Origin of the sequence: Meiothermus sp., from assembly GCF_037443965.1 — a bacterium.
In the GTDB taxonomy this organism is placed as follows: domain Bacteria; phylum Deinococcota; class Deinococci; order Deinococcales; family Thermaceae; genus Meiothermus.
This window is the reverse complement of the sequence record NZ_JBBINI010000017.1, coordinates 20,469-42,003: the sequence shown is the minus strand read 5'-3', so window position 1 is coordinate 42,003 and position 21,535 is coordinate 20,469. Positions and strand designations below refer to the sequence as shown.

Below are 21,535 nucleotides of genomic sequence, written 5' to 3'. Positions count from 1 at the left end.
AGCTATCAAGGCAAAACCTCCCCCAGCACCGCCTGAACCGCCCCGGCCACCTTGGCAGTTGCTGCGTCGCCAATGGCCTTGGCCTCGACTTCGGCCTTGGCCCTGGCTTCGCTTTCGATCTTGGCTACTGCTTCGGCAGTGCGGGCTCGGAATTGCGTTTCCAAGTCCCGTGCGGCCCGCTCTGCTTCTGCCAGAATCTGGGAAGCCTTCGCCTCGGCCTCCCTGACCTTTGCTTCGGCGGCCTGTCTGGCGTCTTCCAGTTGTTTTGCCAGGGCTTGCTCACGCTCCGCTAGGCTCTTAATAAGTCCTGATCCAGCCATGTTCCCTCCTTTCTTGGTGCCGCCCACGCGGCTTTTGTACAGCGCGAAAGAGAGCAAGTGAAAACTTGCTCAAAAATGAACCCCAAGAATCATAGCGATTTCTCAGGATTCATGTCAACGCGAGATAGCATACAATAGATGCGTTCGCTCTCTTTTTGTCTGGAAGCACACATTTAGGCGTTTCCTGCAGCACTTAAGCCGTTACTTCCTCTTCCAGATTACAGAAAGTTTCTATGTTCAAATGGGCAGAAAAGCGGAATTGGGGTCTCCGTGCCGGTGTTACAGCGCTTACCACAAATGGACCGTACAGCCGAATTATGACGTATGCGACGCATATTTTACGCTTCCAGATGGGGTGTAGGTGTGAGCAGTACTGTTAGACTCATAAGATGAAGATTCGCGTGACTCCCAGAGGCGCGGCTCGCCTGCTGGCACACCACCCCTGGGTCTATAAAAGCGATGTGCTGGAGGGCCCTAACTCCCCCGGCTTATACCCAGTTCAATCAACCAAGGGGGTTCTGGGGTTGGCGCTGTACAACCCTGTCTCCGAAATCACTGTACGGGTCTTTAGCTTCACGGATGCAGGTCGCCCCCAGGAGGTTCTGCTCGAGAACCTGCGCAAAGCCCTGCAGCGACGCAAGGCGGCCATTGCCCAGGAGCCAGTGGGGGGCTACCGGTTGGTACATGCCGAGGGCGACCTGGTGCCCGCCCTGGTGCTTGACTACTACGCTGGACACGGGGTCTTGCAGGTGGGGTCAGCAGCCCTGGAACCCCTCACCTCCGAACTAACCGAGGTGATTCGGGCTGAAATCCCTCTACAAAGTCTACTGGCCAGAAACGACCAGAAATCCCGCAGCCTGGAGGGGCTGCCCCTGCAAATCAAGCCCCTGCTGAGCCAAGTACCCGATTCGGTCATGGTGCGCGAAGCTTCTATTCAGTACCGCGTAGACCTCCAAGAAGGCCAGAAGACCGGGGCCTTTATAGACCAGCGCGACAACCGCATTCGCTTACAAGCTTTCAAGGGAAAAACTGCCCTGGATGTGTTTAGTTACCACGGCTCGTTTGCCCTGCACTTGGCCCAAGGTTTTGAACAGGTTATGGCGGTAGATAGCTCGGCAGTTGCCCTGCGCCGCGCCCTCGAGAACGCCCAAGCCAACGGGCTAACCAACATTACGCCCAAGGAAGCCAACGCTTTTGAGTTTCTGCGCGAGGAAGAAAAACGCGGCGCCCACTACGATCTGATCGTACTCGACCCACCTGCTTTCGCCAAAGGCAAGCGCGATGTGGAACGGGCTTATGCGGCCTACAAAGAGATCAACCTGCGGGCCATGAAGCTGCTGTTGAGCGGAGGTATATTGGCAACTGCTTCTTGCAGCCACCATCTGAGCGAACCGCTTTTCTACCAGATGCTCGCCGAGGCTGCCGCCGATGCCCACCGCACCGTGCGGGTGGTGGAAAAGCGCAGCCAGGGCTGGGATCATCCTGTACTGCTCAATGTGCCCGAGACACATTACCTGAAGTTCGCCATCCTAGAAATCGTATGAAGGTAGGTCTGATACGCATTCCGGCAGTATCGTTCACTTTTGAAAGCCTAAACGATACTGCCGAAATGCTTTTCTACTCCCTTCGGTTGGCTTGAATCCTTCACCTTTGACTACGCATGGCGGTGAAGGATTCAAGCGGAAACGGTATGAGTTCCCGAGGAGTTTGCTCGTTTCGCCAGAAGACTGCTGTTTGACGCGCCACACGAAACCTCCCCCTGCATGGCAAGGGGAGGATCGGATGAACGGCTGCTTTTTGTTACCTAGCCCGCATGAGATCGAGCCGTACCTGCTGGGCCCGACCTGGTTCGACCCGGATATCCCGGAACACCACGCGATAGCCAGGGGCCAAGGCCACTATCTGGATGCTACCGCTCTCGAGGTCGTTGAGGCGCAGGAAACCATTACGGGTTTGGCCCACCTCGCGACCATCCAGGAAGATACGTGCCTCTACGTTGGTGAAGACCTCCAACGACCCACGCAGGCCTTGCAAGTTGGCATTCACCGGCACGGTCTGGCCATTACCCACCGTTACCGAGGTACGGAAACCTTGATAACCACCCAGGCGAAGCTCGATATCGTAGCGGCCCGGTTGCACGGTCAGGTTGAGGGGGGTGTTGCCCACCACCCGGCCATTCAGCAGCACCTGGGCACCCTGCGGATTGGAATTGATTTGTAGCAGACCGTTCTGCACGACCGGGGTCAGGTTGGCGTTCACAACTGTGGTCTCGCCGGGCCGAATCTGGGCCGAGGTACGGAAGGTCTGGTATCCTCCCAGGCGCAACTCCACATCCACACGGCCAGGACGCAATACGAGGTTGAGGGGCGTATTACCCACCACCCGACCCTCTATGAGCACCTGTGCACCACTGGGCGTGGAGTTGACGCTGAGCGTGCCCGTTCCCGGTTGGGGTTGCGGCGAGGGCGTTACCGCTGCGCGTCCTACAATAAAGAAGGCCACATTGGAAACCCAGTCCTGCTGTGGGAGCGGGGTTACGACAATCGAGAGCGCCCTGGCTAGGTTATCCGCGCCCTGAACGTTGACCTGTCCTGTCTGGATGTTGGCAATCTGCGAGAGTGAAAGGGCCTGACGGCTGGCAACAGCCAACACACGATCCTGTCCCTCGGGGCCACCCACATCGAGGGTATAGCGTGCGCCGGTGGCAGGCGGGAAGGTGCGGGTTTCTCCCGCTCGCAAGAAGTTGTTCTGATCGAAGGCATTGGGGAGAATCAGGCCAATTTCCCCAGTGGACTTGACGCTAAAGAGGTAAACGTAGGCATCCTGGTTGACCTGCACCGAGACCTGGATACGCTCCCCAATCTGATAGACCGGGTTGCCGGTCTTGCCCGGGTCTTTGTTGACCCAGGTGCGCACCTGCAGGTCGGTGGGCACTGGGTTGACGATAATGCCCTGTGGGCTCAGTTCGGGCGCGGCCAGTGCAAGGCCCGATAGCAGAAGTCCGAGTGCCGTGGTTGAGAAGATTTGCTTCATGTATTGCCTCCTCACCCCCAGGGTAGGATACACCGTCTAGTAGGCGTGAGAAGCTATTCAGCCAAAGTTAACCTTAGCGTTGAGCAAGTCTTTAGCAACCTGTTCGGCCATGTGCACACTGATTGCGCTCAGCCCAAAGCCAGGCCCAGGCCTCGTCCAACGTTTGGACGAAGCGTATCTGTGGGTGTTCTTTCGCGTCTCCCACAATTACTCCGCACGCGGTGCGGAGTAATCTACCCAGCACAGCAAAAAGCGCCGTACTGGGTATTCGTGGGAACCGCTCTTGGTGCTCATTGGCCAGCTCGCTAAAGCGTTGGCCATAAGCGTTAAAGTCAGGCAGCACCAGTACCGAGCGAATCTGATAGTTGACCAGCTTTTGAAAAAGCTCACCGGCAAAACCTGTGTGCAGATCGAAGAATGTTTGGGGTAACTCCTCGGCCATCAAGGTTAGGCCATCGGCATCCATGCCCACCCCGATTATTTCGGGAATATCCCGAGTGGATCGAAGTCTTTGATCCTCTCGAGGAATCACCCCAACCCTCACGACACCCCCGCTGCCCGGAAAGCCGCACTCACCACTTCTCTAGCTTCGTTCATCACACGCTCGAGGTGCTCGGGCCCCTTGAAGCTCTCGGCGTAAATTTTGTACACATCCTCGGTACCAGAAGGCCTGGCCGCAAACCAGGCATTCTCAGTCACCACCTTAAGACCCCCGATGGGTTCGTTGTTGCCGGGTGCACGGGTCAACTTAGCAATGATGGGTTCACCGGCTAGTTGGGTAGCCGTAACCATCTCCGGAGAAAGGTTGGACAGGGCTTTTTTCTGTGCACCATTCGCTTCTGCATCCATACGGTTGTAGACCGATGAACCAAACCTCGCTTCCAAATCGCGGTAATGCTGGCTGGGTGACTTGCCGGTTTTGGCCATAATCTCTGCTGCCAGCAACCCCAGGATGATGCCGTCCTTGTCGGTGCTCCAGGCCGAGCCATCCATGCGTAAGAACGACGCTCCTGCACTTTCTTCGCCCCCAAAACCAATCGTTCCACTCGCCAGCCCATCCACGAAATACTTGAAGCCCACCGGCACTTCCACCAGCTTCTTACCCAGGCTGTGCACTACCCGGTCAATCATGCTACTGCTGACCAGGGTCTTCCCTACACCCATGTCTGAACGCCACTGGGGGCGGTTCTGATAGAGGTAGAAAATGCACACGGTCAGGTAGTGATTGGGGTTCATCAAGCCATCTGGCGTGACGATACCATGCCGGTCGGCATCAGGATCGTTGCCGATGGCCACATCGAATTGATCCTTTAGGTCAATTAGCGAGGCCATCGCATAGGGTGAGGAACAATCCATGCGAATCTTGCCATCTTTATCCACGGTCATGAAGGCAAAACTGGGGTCAATTCTTTCGTTCACAATGGTCAGGTTCAGTCCAAGGTACGCGGCAATCTTTTGCCAGGTAGCCAGCGAGGAGCCGCCCAACGGATCAACGCCAATCCGGATACCCGCAGACTTGATGGCTGCTATATCAATGATGCTCTCCAATTGGCTCACATAGGGGGTGACAAAATCGAACTCCTGCACTGTTCTTAGGGCCTGGTAGAGCGGCCAGCGCTTCACCTCAGTCAGGCCATCCAACAAGATTTGATTGGCCCGCTCCTGCACCACCTTGGTCACACTGGTGTCGGCAGGGCCACCACTCGGTGGGTTGTACTTGAAGCCGCCGTCCTGTGGTGGGTTGTGGCTGGGCGTGATGACGATGCCATCGGCCAGTCCGCTGCTTCGGCCCCGGTTATATTCCAGGATGGCATGGGAAACCAGGGGTGTAGGTGTATAGCCACGCCCTTTTTCGACCCGAACATCTATTCCATTGGCAGCCAGTACTTCCACTGCGGTGATCCAGGCAGCTTCGGAGAGGGCATGGCTATCCATCCCAAGGAAGAGCGGCCCGCTAATGCCTTGCTCGGCCCGGTACTCGGCTACCGCTTGCGAGACCGCCAAAATATGCGCCTCGTTGAAAGTTCCAGCCAATGAATTGCCTCGGTGGCCGCTGGTTCCAAAGGCTACGCGCTGGGCTGGGTTCTGGGAGTCGGGCTGGATGGCATAGTAGCTGCTGACCAGCCGGGGGATGTTGACCAGAATGCTATGCGGTGCGGGTTTTCCCGCCAGAGGATGTAGCGACATAAGGACTCCTTATTCACGTAGGAGTCTATTCCAGCCAAGCCTAGTTGAGCAACGCGCTAGCTTAATTCCATTCCGAAAAGAAGACCCTGGCTATAGGAAAAACACCGCACCGTGACAAACTTAGAGCGGTTTTGCAAACCACTTGCCGTACAGTTCGCTTGAAAGGCTTCATACGCACTCCTACTCCCTTCGGTCGGCTTGAACCCTTCACCTTTGATTAGAACCAAAGGTGAAGGGTTCAAGCGGAACCAGTATCACACCATGCTTTTTGGGTTTGTTCACTACCCCTTACAGGTACCAATCATCATGGTAATCTTTCAAAAAAACACGAAGCGATCCAGAAATTGCTAAGTAGGTTAGTGGACTGCCGCGGCTCCTGTGAAGTGCTGTGGCGCGACGCAAAAAACCTCACAAGGATGGCTGAGATTCCACGCCTGCACCAACTAAAAATAAACGATTGACACTGTACTGGTGAGGGCTTTTACGTTCGTTCATGCTTTCGTCGCAGATAACTCCTGATTCGTGTGCAGCTCTTCTACCCTATCCACCACATACTCGGCAAAGGGCATGGAGGCTGTCCAGGCCGGCGAGATGGCATTGAGCACGTGCAGGCCCTCGTTATTACCCTCGATCATGAAGTCCATCACCAGCTTTTTGTCCTGGTGGTCGTAGAGTTGGGCGCGGATGCCGGGACGGCCCCAGGTGCGGTAGTTTTCCGGCTTCACCCCTTCCAAGAGGGCGGTGGCTTGGGAGACCAGATAAGCTTGGGAGTATTTCTTGATTTCCTCGAGGGCAATCCCCCTAAAGTTGAAGTCGTTGCGGAAGAACAGAATGGCTTCATCGCGCAGGATCGAGAGGGCCTCGGCAGCATCAAAGCCTTTCAGACCCTCGTAGTTTTCGCGCCAGAAAGCCGGAATGGCGGTAGGACCAATTTTGGCTTTGCCATCTACCGTAACCGTGAAATGTACCCCCAGAAAGGTATTACGTAGGTCGGGTACCGGATAAATGTTGGTTTTGAGCGAGCCAGCTGGCTCCGAACCATACACATACAAGCCCTTGAAGGGCAGAATACGGTAGCGCACCCCGATGCCAAAGTCGTGGGCGACCTTGTCGGCGTGCAGGCCCGCCGCATTGATCACAAAGTTTGCGCTAAAGACTTCCTGGGGGGTGATGACATCGTTCCCCCGTCGCCCTTGATAGGGGCTATCCAAGTGAATTTCAATCCCCCTGGTCTGACACTCTGCGGCGATAGCAGCCATACACTCTTTAGGGTCAACAGTGGCGGTGTTGGGTGACCACAGGGCAATTTCGGTGGATTTGACCCTGGGTTCGATCTTTTTGGCCTCTTCCACTGAAATCAGATGGGTTTCCACACCATTCAGGTCTCCCCGGCGCTTGAGTTCACGCAAGCCCTCTACTTCTTGTTCATTTTTAGCCACTACCAGCTTGCCACAGCGGTTGATTTTCAGTCCGCGCTCCTCCACAAACTGCTTCCAGCGTATGTTGCCATCGCGGGTAAAACGAGCCTTCAGTGAATCAGCAGTGTAATAAAAGCCCGCGTGCAACACCCCTGAGTTACGCCCCGAACCGTGTACGGCCAGTTCTTTTTCTTTTTCCAGCACCACAATTTTTGCGCAGCTGTTGCGTTTTTTGATTTCCAGGGCAATCGTTAGGCCGACAATGCCCCCACCGATAATGAGGTAATCACAGGTTTTCATCCCAACTATTCTATGCTGAGATTGATAAACCGTTGTTCAAGAATTGACGCTCTATCGCGGTTGACCGTTTGAAAAAGTCATACGCATTCCGGCAGTATCGTTCACTTTTGAAAGCCTAAACGATACTGCCGAAATGCTTTTCTACTCCCTTCGGTCGGCTTGAATCCTTCACCTTTGACTACGCATGGCGGTGAAGGATTCAAGCGGAAACGGTATAACTTGAAAGATGGGCCTCCAAGGTTTGACAAACTTACGATGGCGCAGCTCAAACATTTACAATGCGACGGGTAGGATAGGGAATCGCGATTCCCTCGGCATCTAGGCGCAGCTTGATACGGCGGCGGAACTCTCGGCCAATCGCCCACTGTTCTTTGGGTTTAGCGTTGAACAGCACCCGAATGAGGATGCCGGAATCGGCAAGTTGTTGGATGCCCAGCATTTCAGGAGCCTTATCGGTGAACTTGTCCTTCCACTCGGGATCGTTGTAAAAAGCCTCGGCCTCTGATTGCACCACCGCCAAGGCTTTGTCTACGGGGGTCTCGTAGGCCACCGAGACATCTACCACCGCACGGGCCCAGTCGCGGCTCATCACCGTGACTTGCTGGATGGTGGAGTTGGGGATGAAGTGCACCCGGCCCTCCAGGTCACGCAGCACCGTGATGCGCAGGTTGAAGCGCTCTACCCCACCTGAAAGCTGACCCACCGTAATCACGTCACCTACCCCATACTGGTCTTCCAGCAGAATAAAAAAGCCGTTGAGTACATCGCGGATCAGGTTCTGCGCGGCCAGCGAGATGCCCAGCCCCACCACCCCTGCCCCGGCCAGCAGCGCGGTGACGTTAAGTCCCAGATTGGACAGGGCAAAGAGCAGCCCCAGCACCACAATCAGTACCTGCAACACCGACTCGAGCACGCTCTTGAGGGTCTGGGCCCGTACCCGTTCACGGGTGAACTCGTCCGAGTTACCCAGCGGCACGCGCTGCAAGAGGCGGGGTACCAAGCGAAGGGCCAGCGAAGTGGCTCCAATAATCAGCAGCAAGGCCAAGCCCCGCTCCCCCAGCCAGCCAGACAGGGTCTGGCCCCAACTGCGGAAGGGCTCGAGCTCGAGTTGCCACACCTGCGCCGCCAGCGAGGCTATCATCACTCCGGTTATGCCCCACCACACCCAGCTTGCGAGGCGCCAGTAGTGGTCATCACGGGTATCGGGGGTGAGGCGGGCCAGCCAGCCCACTAGGCCCGCTCCGGCCCGCCCTACCCAAAATCCCAGAATCAACAGGCCGAGGCTGATCAGAACACGTAGCCAGAGGCTCGAGGTCTCCACGGTTCCTCCCACTACCCCGCCAAGCGGGCTATTCCGGCCCGCACCCGCTCCACCAAGCCGGCTTCTACCACACCCTTGGCCTTACGAATCGCACTCCACACCGCCCGCCCATCGGCAGAGCCATGCCCGATAAATACAGGGCCTTCTACCCCCAGCAGGGGCATGGCCCCGTACTCGGCGGGATCCATCCTGGCCCGCAGGCTTTGCAGGGCTGGGCGCACCAGCAAAGCCCCCAGCCTGGTCAACAGCGAACCCCCGCTTAAAGCCTCGCGAATCCACTTAAAGATGGTACGGGCCTCACCTTCAGAGAGCTTGAGTACCACATTGCCGGTGTAGCCATCACTTACCACGATATCGGTGGTGCCTTTGAAGATGTCGCGCCCCTCCACGTTGCCGTAGAAGTGAAGGCCCGGTGCAGCCTTGAGCAGGGGAAAAGCTTGCAGGGTGAGTTCGTTGCCCTTGTGCTCTTCCTCCCCAATGGAAAGCAGCCCCACGCTGGGCTCCGCCACCCCCTGGGCCTGGGCATAGGCCGTGGCCATCACCGCAAACTGCACCAACCACTCGGGCTTGCAGTCCACGTTGGCCCCGCCGTCGGTCAGGAAGGTGCGTCCTTTTTCGCTGGGTAGCTCGATCAGCAGGGTGGGCCGATCCACCCCCCGAATGCGCCCCAGGTTGAACAGGGCCGAGGCCAGCGTGGCCCCGGTGTGCCCCATGGCCACCACCGCCGAGGCCTCGCCTTGCTTGACCAGCTCCATGCAGACGTTGATGGAAGCCCGGCGCTTTTTGCGCACATCAGTGGCCTGGTCTTGCATAGTGATGTACTCGGGGGCCTCCACAATGGGCAGATCGCCCCCCTGTTGTTGCAATTCCTGTTTCAACACAGCCTTGGGGCCTACCAGTATGACCGGAATCCCCTGTTTTTGGGCCAAGAGGGCACCTTCCACCGTGACTTTGGGGGCGTGGTCGCCTCCCATCGCATCAAGAGCAATCGGTTTCACGGTTTATAGCCTAAGGCCAACTTCCCTACCACGCTACCGGCATGGCCTTGTGGCCCCGGATCACGAACCCACCGGCGTACTCGATTCGGTCGGTGGCCAGGTGGATGTTGGGCAGGCGCTTGAGCAGGGTCTGAAAGGAGGTCTGGAGCTCGAGCCGCGCCAGCGGTGCGCCGATGCAGTAGTGGATGCCCAGACCAAAGGTCAGGTGATAGTTCTCGGCACGAGTCAGATCCAACTGATCGGGATTGGAAAACTTGCGCGGATCGCGATTGCCCGAGGCATACATCAGGGCCAACTCCTGGCCGCGCCTCAGTGGAATACCTTTATAGTCGAAATCTTCCAACACCCAACGTTCAAACATCGGCAAAGGGGTGTCGTAGCGCAGCAGCTCTTCCACGGCCAGCTTGAAAAACTCCGGGTGGTTCTTGGCTGCTGCCTCCTTGGCCTGCTCCATCTGCTCGGGGTTGCGCGCAAGGGCCAGGAAGCCGGCGGTGGTGCCGTTGACCGTGGCCTCGTGGCCGGCGTTCAAAAGCAAAATACAGTTGGCCACCAGCTCGTCGGGGGTGAGCTTATCCCCCTGCTCCTCCACCTGTACCAAGGCTGAAATCAGGTCGTTGCCAGGCTTCCTTCGACGCTCATCGGCCAGTATTTTGACATAGTTGGAAAAGTCCACTACCGCTTGGTTGGCCTCGGTGGCCTGCTCATCGGAAAATCCCAACTCATACAGTTTGACGATTTTGGCCGACCAAGGCCGCAGGTGGTGGCGATCTTCCTCAGGTACACCCAGTAGCTCGGCAATCACCGTAACCGGCAGGGGTTCGGCGTAGTCCCGCAGGAGATCCATCTGGCCCCGGTCTTCGGCCTGGTCGAGCAGCTCGTTAACGATGGCTTGAATCTTCCCGCGCAGCCCCTCCACCCGGGCCGGCGTAAAAGCCTTCATCATCAGGCCCTTGAGCCGGGTGTGCTTGGGCGGCTCGTTGTCGAGCATGTGGTTTTCCTGGAAGTGGTCGAAGTCGCGGGTCAGCGGGTTGGGCGGCGGCCAGCCCAGCTCGTCGCGGGAGAGGATATGGGTGATCGAGCGCCCCAGGCGTTTGTCGCGCAACAGGTTGGCGATGTCTTCGTAGCGCAGGAAAAAAATTTTGTTCCAGACCTCGTCGTAGAAGACCGGAAGGTGCTCCCGGAGGCTCTTTAGCGTGGGATAGGGATCGTAGATAAAAGCTGGATCGTTGATGTTGAGATGGTAGGTTTGCATGGTTGCAAGAATAATCCTCCCAACCTTCCTTGATAAGAGGGACAAAACAATCCCCTCCTGGCAGGAGGGGTTGTAGGGGAAAAATTTTAGGCGCTTACGGAGACGTGTTTGTTCAGGCGAGCCACAAAGTTACCTTTTGGAGCCGCGCCCACCATTACTTCAACCGGCTGCCCATTTTTGAAGAGGATGATGGTAGGAATGCTCATCACCCGAAACTTCATGGCCGTTTGGGGATTGGCGTCCACGTCCAGTTTGGCCACTTTCACCTTGCCTTCGTACTCCTTGGCCAGGTCTTCCATAACCGGGGCCACCATGCGACAGGGGCCGCACCACTCGGCCCAAAAATCCACCAGCACATACTGATTCTCCTTGAGGGTCGCGTCAAAGTTTGCATCATTCACTTCGATGGGTTTTGCCATGGCTGTTTACCTCTCACACAGGGCCAGGGATCAGGCCCTTCCGGCTTTACACTCTAGCACTGTTGGCAGCACCTAGGGGAAGCCGATACACTTTTTATAGTGGGAGAAGCTGGTTTGTTGGGTACGCCAGAATACACCGAAGCCTTGGAGTTATGGCACCAAGGCCATTTTTGGGAGGTGCACGAGGCTCTGGAACCCCTCTGGCTCCGGCTTTCGGGGCCTGAGCGCGAGCTGACCCACGGCATTATCCTGCTGGCAGCGGCCCTGCATAAAGCGCGAAGCAGTTCCACCGGTGGCTGGCGCAATTTCCACAAAGCCCTCGAGCATCTAAAGAACCTTCCAGCCAACTACCAGGGTATCCGGGTCACAGAGCTGATTAAGGAAACCTACCAGGCCTTACAAAAAGGCCCTGGTCAGATTCCACCATTTCCCCTGTTATGAGGTGGTGAGATCCTCGAGGGTAGCCTCGGGGGCGTTTTTCTTGACCGAGGCGATGCCGTTTTCCATCGCGGCCTGTGAGCTGTACATCTCGCTGCGCCCGATCTCCTGGTGGTTGGCGGCCTTGAGGACAAAGTAGGGTTCGCCATTACTGGCCGTGCGGCGCTCGTAGCGCTCATCCAGACCGGCGTTCTTACGTACCGACTCAATGCCGCCCAGGGCCCCGTCCTTGCCCTGGTAACGCTCGCTGGTGAGGATGGTCTGGCCGTTGGCGGCCTTGAGGTTGAACATATACTGCCCGTCTTTGGTCATCGAGAGCACGAATTTACCTGCCATACGCTTCCTCCTGCACTGGGTACAGCCTAGATAATAGCAATCCTGCTTGTGGTAGGCCCTCGAGGCAACCCAGGCGGTAGGGTGGCGGTTGGGGGCTATGCAAGCTCAGATTGGGGCCAGTTTACAGGATAGGTGTGCAGGAGTTGTGCGAAAGTTAAGAGTCCAGCCATCCCACCGCCCAGACCGCCCCATCGCGCAGCTCGAGCCGAACCCCCGGCAGGTCGGTGGGTGCGGGCCCCGCGACCCTAAGGCCATCGGCCTGGAAACGGCTGCCATGACAGCCGCATTCGATAAAGCGCTGCTGATCCGGCAGAGGCACCGTACAACCCGCGTGGGGGCAGACCCGAGAAAAGGCAGTCAGAAAAACACCCTGTGCCTCCAGGACCCGCGGGCTGGGCTGGGCCGGGGGTGGCACCCTCACCAGCAAGCAGGGCTGGCCCACAAAGCGGAACTCGAGGTCGGCCCAGACCTCGAACAGGCGGCTGGGTTCGGCAATTCGCACCGGGGCCGGCGCCGGTGTCTGGCCCCGCCCCGCTCCACCCAGCGCCAGAAGGCCGGCCAGCAGGGTTTTACCGGCATCGCGTCTGTTCACCTTGCCCTCCTGTAACAAAGGCAGGAGGCCAGGAACCTCCTGCCGTGTAGTGTGGAAGTTTTTAGGCCAACGCCAGGGTGTCTTCGGGGTGGTTCCAGGGCACTTCGGTCCGGCTCTTGAGCACCTCGAGGGCCTCCTGCTCGCTCATCACCGGGTTCTGGAAGCGAATGCCAAGGGCCCGTGTCATCAGGGTGAAGTTGTAGGTGTTGTCAATCAGGCCAATCCGGGCCGCCCCAATCCCCCGGCCATACACCCCAAACAGGGTGGGGCCGGCGGTGTGCTGGCCCGAGTTCCAGCCGATGTTGGGCAGGTCGGGCTTCCGGGCATCGGTCTGGCGCATCACCCAGGAGAGGGTGTTGGCAGGCTGCACGCCATAGCGCACCGCGTCGGGCAGGTAGGCCCGCTTGGTGATGGCGTCCACCACCACCTGGGCCTGCTCGGGCTTGAGGGTCACGCCCTTCACGGTGCGGAAGAGCTCTACCACCTGTTCGGGGCTGGGGTTGTTGCCGAGGCGGCCCAGCATAAACTCGAAGGTGCCTTTCTGGGCCTCGAGCATCAGCACTCCGGCGCTGCTCTCACGGTACGAAGAACCCGTGCCATACAGCGCAGGCGCTCCGCAGACGTGGTCGGAGCCAATGATCAGCAGGGTGTCGGGGTTCTGATCCACATAGTTCATCACCACTTCCAGGGCCTCGTCGGCGGCCAGGATGTCCCACAGCGAGCCCGCGGGGTCGTTGAGGTGGTTGGCGTGGTCAATGCGGGCAGCCTCAACCTGGAGCACAAAGCCTTTGGAGGAAGCGGCCAGACGGGGCAGGGCCGCACGGGTCATCTGGGCCAGGCTGGGGGTGTCCACCCCCTGGAAGCGCCGGTCGGCCTCGTAAGGGATGTGGCTGCTGCTGAACACGCCCAGCAGCTTGGAGGCGTTGGAGGCCTCGAGCTCCCGCAGGTTTTTCACCACCCCATAGCCCTTGGCGGCATAGGCGGCGTAGAGGTCTTTCTTATCGCGCCGCACCGCCGGGTCGAAGAAGCGCTGGCCCCCACCCAGGTACACCTCGGCGCCGAACTCGAGGTACTGCTCGGCAATCTGATCCTCGGCGTTGCGGTTGGGGTTGGAGATCACGAAGCCCGCCGGGGTGGCGTGGGTGATGGTGGCGGTGGAGACCAGGCCCACCGCCTTGCCCTGCTGCTTGGCCAGGGCGAAGATGGGGGTGAGCTTGCGCCCGTCCACGTGGATGGCCAGACCCCCGTTGACGGTCTTGACCCCGGTGCTCCAGGCGTTGGAAGCTGCGCTGGACTCGGTAACGAAGCTGGTCAGGCTGTTGGTGTTCTGCAACCCGCTCACGCCACTGGCCAGGAAGCGTTCCAGGGCCATGGGCTTGCCCAGCACCCGCCGGGAGTAGAACTGGGCGATGGCGTAGTCTTCCCAGCCCATCCCATCGTAGGCGAGGAAGATCAGGTTGCGCGCGCGGGTCAGGATGCCCGGCTGGTTGGCCTGGGCGCTCTGGGCCTGGGCCGAGAGGGCCGCGGCGGCTCCGGCTGCTACCCCTGCTTTGATTAGGTCTCTGCGTTTCATGCCTGTACCTCCGTTTTATATGCTTAACAAAGCCTGTCAAGCCCTGGTCAGCAAACAAGGAGGATCAGGCTACACTCCACAGCCCCACTCCAACACCTTTACAAACTGTCGTCCGTTCCAGCGCCATACTGTACTACCCCATCCCTCGTGTACCCAGACCTCGGTAACGATCTCCATTTTGCCATCACCATCCAGGTCGAGAATAGCCCCAATGCGGCGGGTAATCACGGTGGGCATTCCCTCGGTGCCATCGAAGGGCTTGTCTAGATGGGTCACGTCCAGCACAAAAGTGCGCAGATCGGTATCGTTTACGAGCTTGCGTACCATGAGCAGGCCGTAATCCCCCACTTCGCTGGCATAGCTGCCCTCAATCCGCCCGTCATTGACGGAAAAGCCTGGTTTGTTGGCGCTCAGGATTACCTCATCGCGCCCATCGGCGTCCAAGTCTACCCGCAAAGCCTGGGTTATGTTGGGCGCTCCACCAATCTTGCGGCGGGCCAGTTCCGCTGCCACGGCTTGGCGGTGGACTGGGGTGGGGGAAAGAACCGCAACGGCACGGGGCTGGGGATTCCAGCGGGCCGAAATAGCATAAGCCGGGTACTGGATAGCACGGCGCTCGAGCAGTGTGAGGGAGGTTTCTCTATTCCAGTCGCATATCTCGGGGGTCTGCAAACCACCGGCTCCCTGGGCCTGGTTGATGCGTCCAGCCGGGCCAAACACCTGATAGCGGCGGGCCTCGAGGCGACTCAACTTCTCGGCCTCGATCCAGCGCCCACCCTGAAAAGCGCCCACTACCACAGCCTGCTGGGCCTCGTTCAAACGCAGCAGAACCGCACCTTGTGGGGCCTGCGCCACCGACAAACCCAGCACCAACAGCACACTCCATACCTTTTGCATGCTCCAAGGGTAACAGAAGAATGTTCAGGTGTACGTGCTTTTTGCGTGTCCTTGCCAAGGCTTACCAACCACACCCCTGAACGATTAGGCTATGGACGATGAACGCTTACACCTACGCCTATCGCGGCGGCCTGATCGAAAACCGCCACAAGGTTTCGTTGGCTATTGTCAGCCCCACCGGACAATTGCTGGCCTATAGTGGCAACCCTCATTTAGCAGCGCATATGCGCTCCTCGGCCAAGCCTTTCCAGGCACAGGCCCTTTATCTGAGCGGTGCGGTGGAACGCTTTGGCATCACCCCTGCCGAGGTCGCTCTGACCTGCGCTTCGCACGATGGAATGCAGCAACATATAGCCATTGCAGCGAACTATCTGCACAAGATCGGACTGGATACCAGTTATCTGGCCTGCGGGGCGCACCTGCCTTTCGATCCCGCCTCGCGCAAAGCCTTGCAACAAGCAGGTCAGGCGCCTACCGCACTGCACAACAATTGCTCGGGCAAACATACCGGCATGATGGCCGCGGCGCTGGCCATGGGCGTCGAGCCCAGAGGCTACGAGCAACCCGAGCACCCGGTGCAACAACTCAACCTGCAAACCCTGCGCGACCTTTCGAGCTTCAGCCAGATTGCCTACGGGGTGGATGGGTGCAGCGTACCCACCTTTGTGCTACCCTTGGCCCCCGCCGCCCGCATGTTTGCCCTGCTGGCCCAACCTGAGGCCGCACTTCCAAAATATCGAGAGGGTCTAGAAGCAGTTTTTAAGGCCATGCGGCAGCACCCCGACCTGGTGGCCGGTCCCCAGAGCATTGACACCGTGCTTATGGAAAAAATACCCCACCTGGTGGCCAAACGCGGGGCCGACGGCTACTACGGTATGGCCCTACGGGATACCCGTTGGGGCCACATCGGAATTACAATCAAAATAGAAAGCGGCTCCAACGAGGCCAGGGAACCGATGGTAATCCGGTTGTTGGAGGAACTGGGCCTGCTCTCGCCGGAAGTGGAGCTGGAGTGGCGCAGACCGCTCATTCGGAATGTACGCAAACTCGAGGTGGGGCATCTGGAAGCCAGGCTCGAGCTCTGCTGGGCCTAAGTGCTCTGGTAACTTAATTTCTGGGATGGATTTAGCCCCTCTAATGTCCGGGAGTTGCTTTGAGCACTTCATTCCGGAAGCTTTGCCGCGTATCAATCTTTAACTTACCAAACCACTAAGCCCTTTGCTGCTTTATATCTCAGTCAATCAACTCTTCCGCACTTGATCAAAGGCCTTTCACTGATAGCCCGTGTGCAGTGATAAACCAGAGTGGGCGTGAAAGGCACTAATGTCTCGAAAAGTGAACGTCCCCCTGGTGTAGGGAGCACACTCCGTCCCACAGGGAATCGTCCGCATCGGTCTTACGGAACCATATCTCCACGTTTATGGAGATACAAAGGCTACGTATATAGCGCCATCAGCACGCAGCGTGAGGCCCAGATTAGCCTCGAGGCTGGCCCACCCCAGGTGCCGGGCGCAACGGGGTGGGGAGTCGGAGCCAGATAAACTCGTTGGCATCCTTGACCTCGGCCCCGCGCCCGCCGGTGGCCGGATAATTGTTGTCGTTAATGACCAGCAGCGTGCTGGCATCCAACACCAGCACCGACTCGATGGTGACATAAGGGAAGCGGAAAACCCCACCCTGGGTACTGGGGGCCAGTCCCCTTGGATCGGCGATGTTCAGCAGGTCAACCACCAACTCTTTGGCCAAAATCCCGTTAGCATCACGGCGGTTGAGATCAATCTTGTAAATGCGCTTGAAGCGGGCCTCCGCGCCTTGCCGGGAGTCGCGCTCGATAACCAGGTACTCATTTTCGTTGATTACGGCCATCTCACCAATTGCATGGGCAGGGTCGTCGAACTGGTAGCGACCTACCAGACCCACCCAGCGCTTGGCTACCGGATCGAACTCCATTAGGCGTACCGTTCCGCTCGGATCACCGACCACGGTGCCCTCGAGCATGGCAAAGATTCGGTTACGGGCCGGGTTGGTGGCCAGTCCTTCGTAGCCCCTTGTGGTAGGTAGGTTGGCTGCACCCGGCTGTCCCGGGCCCACCGGCTTTAAGAGTAGAGCAGGGTTCTGCGGAGCCCGCACCTGATCCTTGTTGGAGTCTCTGCCTGCACCGTAGTCGGGGGTGGCAAAGGGCGGATCCAACAGGACTCCATTTGCATCGAAGTGCAGCAGATAAGGCCCAAACTCCTCCCCAACCCAGATCGTACCGTCGGCAGCCACCACAAACGACTCGATGTCAAAGTCGTAACCGGTCAGCAGGCGGTCGGCGGTGTTTTCATTCAAGATTGGAAAGGGTACCAAACGATTGGGGTCGCGCAGCTGGATGAAGCGGTTTATCTCCACCGTGCCGGCACCACCCTGGGCGGTACGGGGACGGGGGGTCACCAGGTACAAACGCAGCAAGTAGTCGGGGCTGTTGGCCTTGGAGCCAAAACCGTTATCGCTCAGCACCCAGTAGCTCCCGGCTTGCGGCCCAAACTGGACTGCACTAAAGCCCTGCACCGGCTGGCTGCTGAAAGGGACAGGCGCAGCGCGAAACCCCGGGTTCTGGCGGTAGGCCCCGCTCGGTGGCCCTTCGGCAAAGGTATCCGCCGGCAACACAGCAAACCCCGCCAGTTCGACTTTTGGCGCCTGGGCTAGCCCAATTGTAAGGAGCATACCCAATAACACGACTCGCTTCACTCGCTTCATAAATGGCCTCCTTCGCCAAAATAATCAGGCTCAGTCAGATTTTTTTCTAGCAACGCTTGAAAATCGGATGACAAAAGGTAGGCTGCTAACAATGGAGTTTGTTGAAGAGGTAACCCACCGCCCACCCCTGGTGCTGGGTATAGACCCACGCCCCACCCTGCATGGAAGCAATCCCATCGCACATATCCGCCACTACACCCTAGAACTGCTGGAAGCTCTGGCCTGCAAAGTCTGCGCGGTAAAGTTTCAGGCAGCCTTCTTCGAGGCCATGGGCCCCCAGGGGTTTGCCCTAATGCACGAGTTGATGGTAGCGGCCAGGGTGCTCTCGCTACCGGTGATTGTGGATGCCAAGCGGGGCGACATCGGTTCTACCGCCGAAGCCTACGCTAAGGCGTATCTAGAGGCCTATCGAGGCTCGGCCCTGACGGTCAACCCGTATCTGGGCAGCGATGCCATGGAGCCTTTTTTCAAGGCCGCCCAGCAGTCGGGGGGGGCGGTGTTTGTGCTGGTCAAGACCTCCAACCCCGGCTCGGGGCTTTTCCAGGATCTGCCCTTGGAACAGGGAGGTCGGCTGTACCAGTTCGTAGCGGACTATCTGGCCTCACAAGCCGAGCAGCAGCGGGTAGGTGATTGGTCGCGCGTGGCAGCGGTGGTTGGGGCTACCTACCCCGAGCCAATTACCGAGATACGCAAGCGATTACCTCACTCGTTGTTGCTCTTGCCAGGCCTGGGGGCACAAGGGGGTGCGGTGGTGCGGGGGCCGGGCTTGCTGAACTCTGCCAGCCGGGCGCTGTATTATCCCGACGGACAGCCCAGCCTGGAGGCGGCAGTTCGCCAGGCCGAACGCTATCTGGCCGCGATGCGGGAATAGCTCGCTCTAGCTGCCCTTGAGCGCCCGCTTATAAATCTGCGGGGCAAACTCGGCCACCGCTCGCAAAAAGCCAGTCACGCCACGGGCCCGGCCAGGGGAGATGTAGACCGGCACCCCCAGGGTCTCGGCTTCCAGCCGCACGGGCTCGGAAAGGTCGTGGCCCACGTAGCTGCTGATGACCATGAGGCCGTGGGCACGTTCTAAGCGGCTCTGGATGCGCCGTATCACCTCCCGCCCGGCAGTGTAGGTATCGGAGTCGAACCAGTCGAGCCGGAGGCCCTGGGTCTCCAGATAGGGCAACATGCGGCTGCGGAGCTGGGTATGCCCCCCCACCACAACCAGGAATTCGCCGTGGAAGCGCGGCAGACCCTCGCGCATCAGGCTGTCGGGGGTGGTTCCAACCCAGGCATCGGGTACCCTCTCGAGCTGGGAAAGGGCTTTGGAGGTGGCTTTGAGTTCTTCTAGGTACAACTGTAGGTCGGGGTCGGTAGGATTAAGAAAAAGCAGGTTGCGCAGAATTTCGCGCGATAGTTCCAGGTCTTTTTCCCAGTAGTAGGCGACCTCCAGCGCTTTGCGCCAAGTCTGGGCCGCCTTTTGGTACGCTCCGGTGCGCTCATAGTGTTCGGCCAAGTCGTAGAGCACCTCGAGGGCCTCGGGATTCCGGTCATGTTCAGCCAGCAGAAGCCCCTCGGCCCCCAAGGCCTGCCCAGCGCCGTAGAGGGCAGCCAGATACTGTCCGCGCACGGTCTCGGCCTCGCTGCTCTGGGAGAAGCTGCGGGAAAGGCGGTAGGCCAGCTCGAGGTGTTCGAGGGGGGGCTCGAGGGTACGCTCCAAACTTTGAACCAGCATGCGGAAGGCTTCCCAGGGCCCTTCCAGGGCCTCGACCAGCTTTAGCACCGGCCCTACATCGTGGAAGTGCTGTAAGCCTGCTTCCCGTACCCGGCCCAGGAACTCTCGAGCCAGCACCGGCTCTCCGGCTTCCCGTGCCTCCTGGGCCAGCTCGAAGAGTTGTGTTACCGGATAGGCCCGGTGGGCGTGAGCGCGTTTGTGATCTCCCAGGATTTCGCGCATCGGGTGGCCCAGCGAACGCTTGGAAATCGCCAGCAGGTGATAGGCCATCCCGGCAGGCTCCCCTTTGGATTCGCGGGCGGCCCGTTCCAAATAGCGCACCGCCTCGGGATGCCGCCCCTCACGGTGGCGCAGCATGCCCAGGGCCAGCAGTGCTGTGGCGTCTTCGGCCCGCGCCACAGCGTCGGTCAGGTAGGGCTCAACCTCTTTCAAGTCGCCCAGTGGCATCCTGTCCAATGCCTCTGGTCCCCGCACTTTTAGACCCACCAACGCCAACCCTAGCGCACCGGAGGATTCTCCTAGATCGTACAGACGTTGGGCGTAGCGCTTGGCTCGGCTCCACAAACCCTGCTGCAAGGTAGCTTGCAAACCCAGCCGCAGCAGCCCACGCGTGAGAAGGTCGGGCGACAGGTCTTCGACAAACTCCACCCGGCGGCTGGCCTCGCTCCAGTCGCCCTCGCGCGAGAGCCGCAGGGCCCGTTCCTCTATGCGCTCTAGGGCCATTTTCAAGTACACCTCGGCCTCGGGCAAACCACATTCGTAGAGCTGTCGCAAAGCTTCCGACAAGCGCCCCAGACCCAGATAGGCCTTCCCCAGGGCCAGCTTGAAACGCCCGCCACGGCTGGCAAGCTCCTCCAGCCGTGGCAAGGCCCGGCGGTAATCGTCCTGTTCGACCCAGCACACTACCCGCAAATCCTCGGCCTCCGGGCGACCGGCCAGGGCCAGCGCCTCGTCGGCCTCAGCAAAGCGCGAGAGGGCCCACAAAGCCCGTCCCCGCAAGTAGCCCAGTTCACCCACCGTGCCCGCCGGTACCCGCGTTAGCACTTCGGCATAGGCTCCTTCCTCGAGCAAGGCCCAGATTTCACTGGCAGTCGGCAAGGCATCGCCCAGCACAGCAGGCTCCGCCATGGCTGGGGGCTGGTCTATCGGTTGAGGTAGAGACACCTGTACCTCCAGCGGTAGCAACCCCGGTGGCATCCGCGCCGTGATGAGGGTGTATTCGCCCTCACCTACCTGCTCTACCTCGGTAAAACCCAATTGCTGCAGTGCGCTTCTCGCTGCTTGGGGGTTCTTCCCCAGAAAAGGGCCATGCCCATAGGCCAGCAATCCCCCTGGCTTGAGCAAGCCCTGCAGACCCTGCAAGCGCTCGAAGAAGTCGAACTGTTTGAAGTATGCGGCCTCCTCGAGGGACGCTGGCAGCCCGCCCAGGTAGCCCTCTGGCAGACAGGAAAGCAGCAGCACCGCATCCATCTTTGGCAGGGTTAGCTCTGGCCCCGAACCAACCAGTGGAAACCAGCCCTCGTGCCACTGCACCGCATCCCCGGTGCGGGCTTGCCCCAGCGTCACCGCCTGCGACACCCCCTCCAAGGCATGCCACTCCAGTTCGGGTCTGGCTTCCTGTAGCAGCTTGACCAAGGCTCCGGTAAAGGCCCCTACCTCCAAAACCCTGCCCTGTGCGGGAAGGCACTGGGGCAAAACCTTTACGTAAAATTCGATAAAGGGCAGATGCATGGCATAAACCAGCGCTTCCAGACGCCCCTGTGGATGGCTTAGAAGCCCTGCATAAAAACTTCGTACCGCCTCTAAATTGCCCCCATCAGCCTCCAGATAGGCTTTCCAGGCGTTCAGAATCGGTCTTCGCCTCGAGGGGCTGCCGATTCGCTTGGCCAGTTCACTTTCAAAGCGCCCTGGTGAGAGGGGGGCCTCGAGGTGAAACTGGCTACGGAAGTAACGTCTGACGCGGGTATCCATCAACCACCTTCCCGAGAGGGG

General features: G+C 59.0%; 19 protein-coding genes. 4 read left to right on the top strand and 15 right to left on the bottom strand.

Features of this window, described 5'->3' with window-relative positions; all coding sequences use genetic code 11:
- Positions 1 to 5: 5 nt before the first annotated feature.
- Complete coding sequence (locus WKI89_RS10385; RefSeq protein ID WP_337869389.1) at positions 6 to 320, bottom strand: V-type ATPase subunit subunit G family protein; 315 nt, start codon at positions 318 to 320, stop codon at positions 6 to 8.
- 389 nt (positions 321 to 709) lie between these two features.
- Here WKI89_RS10385 and WKI89_RS10380 point away from each other — a divergent pair, with 389 nt between their 5' ends.
- The gene (locus tag WKI89_RS10380; protein ID WP_337869387.1) at positions 710 to 1,864 is read left to right on the top strand and encodes a class I SAM-dependent rRNA methyltransferase; all 1,155 of its coding nucleotides are present in this window, start codon (positions 710 to 712) and stop codon (positions 1,862 to 1,864) included.
- Between the two features lie 256 nt (positions 1,865 to 2,120).
- Here the strand turns inward: WKI89_RS10380 and WKI89_RS10375 are convergent, their stop codons facing one another.
- From WKI89_RS10375 to trxA, 8 genes are all read right to left on the bottom strand, one after another.
- Positions 2,121 to 3,353 carry a PEGA domain-containing protein gene (locus WKI89_RS10375; RefSeq protein WP_337869385.1) on the bottom strand — a complete coding sequence of 411 codons (1,233 nt, stop codon included), beginning with the start codon at positions 3,351 to 3,353 and terminating at the stop codon, positions 2,121 to 2,123.
- A 91-nt stretch (positions 3,354 to 3,444) separates the two neighbouring features.
- The gene (locus tag WKI89_RS10370) at positions 3,445 to 3,885 is read right to left on the bottom strand and encodes a DUF4180 domain-containing protein (RefSeq protein WP_337869383.1); all 441 of its coding nucleotides are present in this window, start codon (positions 3,883 to 3,885) and stop codon (positions 3,445 to 3,447) included.
- A gap of 8 nt (positions 3,886 to 3,893) precedes the next feature.
- A complete protein-coding gene (pgm, locus tag WKI89_RS10365) occupies positions 3,894 to 5,540 on the bottom strand; it encodes a phosphoglucomutase (alpha-D-glucose-1,6-bisphosphate-dependent) (protein ID WP_337869381.1) in 1,647 nt (548 codons plus the stop codon).
- Positions 5,541 to 6,031: 491 nt separating this feature from the next.
- The gene (gene lhgO / locus WKI89_RS10360) at positions 6,032 to 7,258 is read right to left on the bottom strand and encodes an L-2-hydroxyglutarate oxidase (RefSeq protein ID WP_337869379.1); all 1,227 of its coding nucleotides are present in this window, start codon (positions 7,256 to 7,258) and stop codon (positions 6,032 to 6,034) included.
- Between the two features lie 265 nt (positions 7,259 to 7,523).
- A complete protein-coding gene (locus WKI89_RS10355) occupies positions 7,524 to 8,579 on the bottom strand; it encodes a mechanosensitive ion channel family protein (protein WP_337869377.1) in 1,056 nt (351 codons plus the stop codon).
- 11 nt (positions 8,580 to 8,590) lie between these two features.
- The gene (gene plsX, locus WKI89_RS10350) at positions 8,591 to 9,577 is read right to left on the bottom strand and encodes a phosphate acyltransferase PlsX (protein ID WP_337869376.1); all 987 of its coding nucleotides are present in this window, start codon (positions 9,575 to 9,577) and stop codon (positions 8,591 to 8,593) included.
- A gap of 25 nt (positions 9,578 to 9,602) precedes the next feature.
- Positions 9,603 to 10,829, bottom strand: coding sequence for a cytochrome P450 (locus WKI89_RS10345; protein ID WP_337869374.1), 1,227 nt, complete (start codon positions 10,827 to 10,829; stop codon positions 9,603 to 9,605).
- A gap of 86 nt (positions 10,830 to 10,915) precedes the next feature.
- On the bottom strand, positions 10,916 to 11,248 hold the full coding sequence (gene trxA / locus WKI89_RS10340) for a thioredoxin (RefSeq protein WP_337869372.1): 333 nt from the start codon (positions 11,246 to 11,248) through the stop codon (positions 10,916 to 10,918).
- Positions 11,249 to 11,347: 99 nt separating this feature from the next.
- On the opposite strand from trxA, the gene WKI89_RS10335 reads away from it, so the two are divergent.
- A complete protein-coding gene (locus WKI89_RS10335; RefSeq protein WP_337869371.1) occupies positions 11,348 to 11,689 on the top strand; it encodes a DUF309 domain-containing protein in 342 nt (113 codons plus the stop codon).
- Here the strand turns inward: WKI89_RS10335 and WKI89_RS10330 are convergent.
- The 4 genes from WKI89_RS10330 to WKI89_RS10315 all read right to left on the bottom strand — a co-directional run bounded on the left by WKI89_RS10330 (position 11,684) and on the right by WKI89_RS10315 (position 15,084).
- Positions 11,684 to 12,022, bottom strand: a complete 339-nt coding sequence (locus WKI89_RS10330) for a YegP family protein (protein ID WP_337869370.1) — start codon at positions 12,020 to 12,022, stop codon at positions 11,684 to 11,686. The two genes, WKI89_RS10335 and WKI89_RS10330, sit on opposite strands and share 6 nt — an antisense overlap.
- 154 nt (positions 12,023 to 12,176) lie before the next feature.
- Positions 12,177 to 12,614 carry a Rieske 2Fe-2S domain-containing protein gene (locus WKI89_RS10325; RefSeq protein ID WP_337869368.1) on the bottom strand — a complete coding sequence of 146 codons (438 nt, stop codon included), beginning with the start codon at positions 12,612 to 12,614 and terminating at the stop codon, positions 12,177 to 12,179.
- Between the two features lie 61 nt (positions 12,615 to 12,675).
- Complete coding sequence (locus WKI89_RS10320; protein ID WP_337869367.1) at positions 12,676 to 14,187, bottom strand: alkaline phosphatase; 1,512 nt, start codon at positions 14,185 to 14,187, stop codon at positions 12,676 to 12,678.
- 69 nt (positions 14,188 to 14,256) lie between these two features.
- Positions 14,257 to 15,084, bottom strand: a complete 828-nt coding sequence (locus WKI89_RS10315) for a hypothetical protein (RefSeq protein WP_337869366.1) — start codon at positions 15,082 to 15,084, stop codon at positions 14,257 to 14,259.
- Between the two features lie 98 nt (positions 15,085 to 15,182).
- Between WKI89_RS10315 and WKI89_RS10310 the strand changes: the two genes are divergently transcribed.
- Entirely contained in the window at positions 15,183 to 16,178 is a 996-nt protein-coding gene (locus tag WKI89_RS10310; protein WP_337869364.1) for an asparaginase, read from the top strand.
- A gap of 382 nt (positions 16,179 to 16,560) precedes the next feature.
- Here the strand turns inward: WKI89_RS10310 and WKI89_RS10305 are convergent, their stop codons facing one another.
- Positions 16,561 to 17,823 (bottom strand): esterase-like activity of phytase family protein, encoded by a 1,263-nt coding sequence (locus tag WKI89_RS10305; RefSeq protein ID WP_337869362.1) that lies wholly within the window; start codon positions 17,821 to 17,823, stop codon positions 16,561 to 16,563.
- Positions 17,824 to 17,914: 91 nt separating this feature from the next.
- Between WKI89_RS10305 and pyrF the strand changes: the two genes are divergently transcribed.
- Entirely contained in the window at positions 17,915 to 18,694 is a 780-nt protein-coding gene (gene pyrF, locus WKI89_RS10300) for an orotidine-5'-phosphate decarboxylase (protein WP_337869360.1), read from the top strand.
- Between the two features lie 6 nt (positions 18,695 to 18,700).
- On the opposite strand, the gene WKI89_RS10295 is transcribed toward pyrF, so the two are convergent.
- A complete protein-coding gene (locus WKI89_RS10295) occupies positions 18,701 to 21,514 on the bottom strand; it encodes a hypothetical protein (RefSeq protein ID WP_337869358.1) in 2,814 nt (937 codons plus the stop codon).
- Positions 21,515 to 21,535: the final 21 nt, after the last annotated feature.

Bases quoted from the DNA above. Each gene is read 5' to 3' on its own strand.
- pyrF (WP_337869360.1), top strand. From the start codon at position 17,915: ATGGAGTTTGTTGAAGAGGTAACCCACCGCCCACCCCTGGTGCTGGGT.
- WKI89_RS10375 (WP_337869385.1), bottom strand. From the start codon at position 3,353: ATGAAGCAAATCTTCTCAACCACGGCACTCGGACTTCTGCTATCGGGC.
- WKI89_RS10320 (WP_337869367.1), bottom strand. From the start codon at position 14,187: ATGAAACGCAGAGACCTAATCAAAGCAGGGGTAGCAGCCGGAGCCGCC.
- WKI89_RS10315 (WP_337869366.1), bottom strand. From the start codon at position 15,084: ATGCAAAAGGTATGGAGTGTGCTGTTGGTGCTGGGTTTGTCGGTGGCG.
- pgm (WP_337869381.1), bottom strand. From the start codon at position 5,540: ATGTCGCTACATCCTCTGGCGGGAAAACCCGCACCGCATAGCATTCTG.
- WKI89_RS10305 (WP_337869362.1), bottom strand. From the start codon at position 17,823: ATGAAGCGAGTGAAGCGAGTCGTGTTATTGGGTATGCTCCTTACAATT.
- WKI89_RS10345 (WP_337869374.1), bottom strand. From the start codon at position 10,829: ATGCAAACCTACCATCTCAACATCAACGATCCAGCTTTTATCTACGAT.
- WKI89_RS10330 (WP_337869370.1), bottom strand. From the start codon at position 12,022: ATGGCAGGTAAATTCGTGCTCTCGATGACCAAAGACGGGCAGTATATG.
- lhgO (WP_337869379.1), bottom strand. From the start codon at position 7,258: ATGAAAACCTGTGATTACCTCATTATCGGTGGGGGCATTGTCGGCCTA.
- WKI89_RS10380 (WP_337869387.1), top strand. From the start codon at position 710: ATGAAGATTCGCGTGACTCCCAGAGGCGCGGCTCGCCTGCTGGCACAC.
- WKI89_RS10310 (WP_337869364.1), top strand. From the start codon at position 15,183: ATGAACGCTTACACCTACGCCTATCGCGGCGGCCTGATCGAAAACCGC.
- trxA (WP_337869372.1), bottom strand. From the start codon at position 11,248: ATGGCAAAACCCATCGAAGTGAATGATGCAAACTTTGACGCGACCCTC.
- WKI89_RS10385 (WP_337869389.1), bottom strand. From the start codon at position 320: ATGGCTGGATCAGGACTTATTAAGAGCCTAGCGGAGCGTGAGCAAGCC.
- WKI89_RS10295 (WP_337869358.1), bottom strand. From the start codon at position 21,514: ATGGATACCCGCGTCAGACGTTACTTCCGTAGCCAGTTTCACCTCGAG.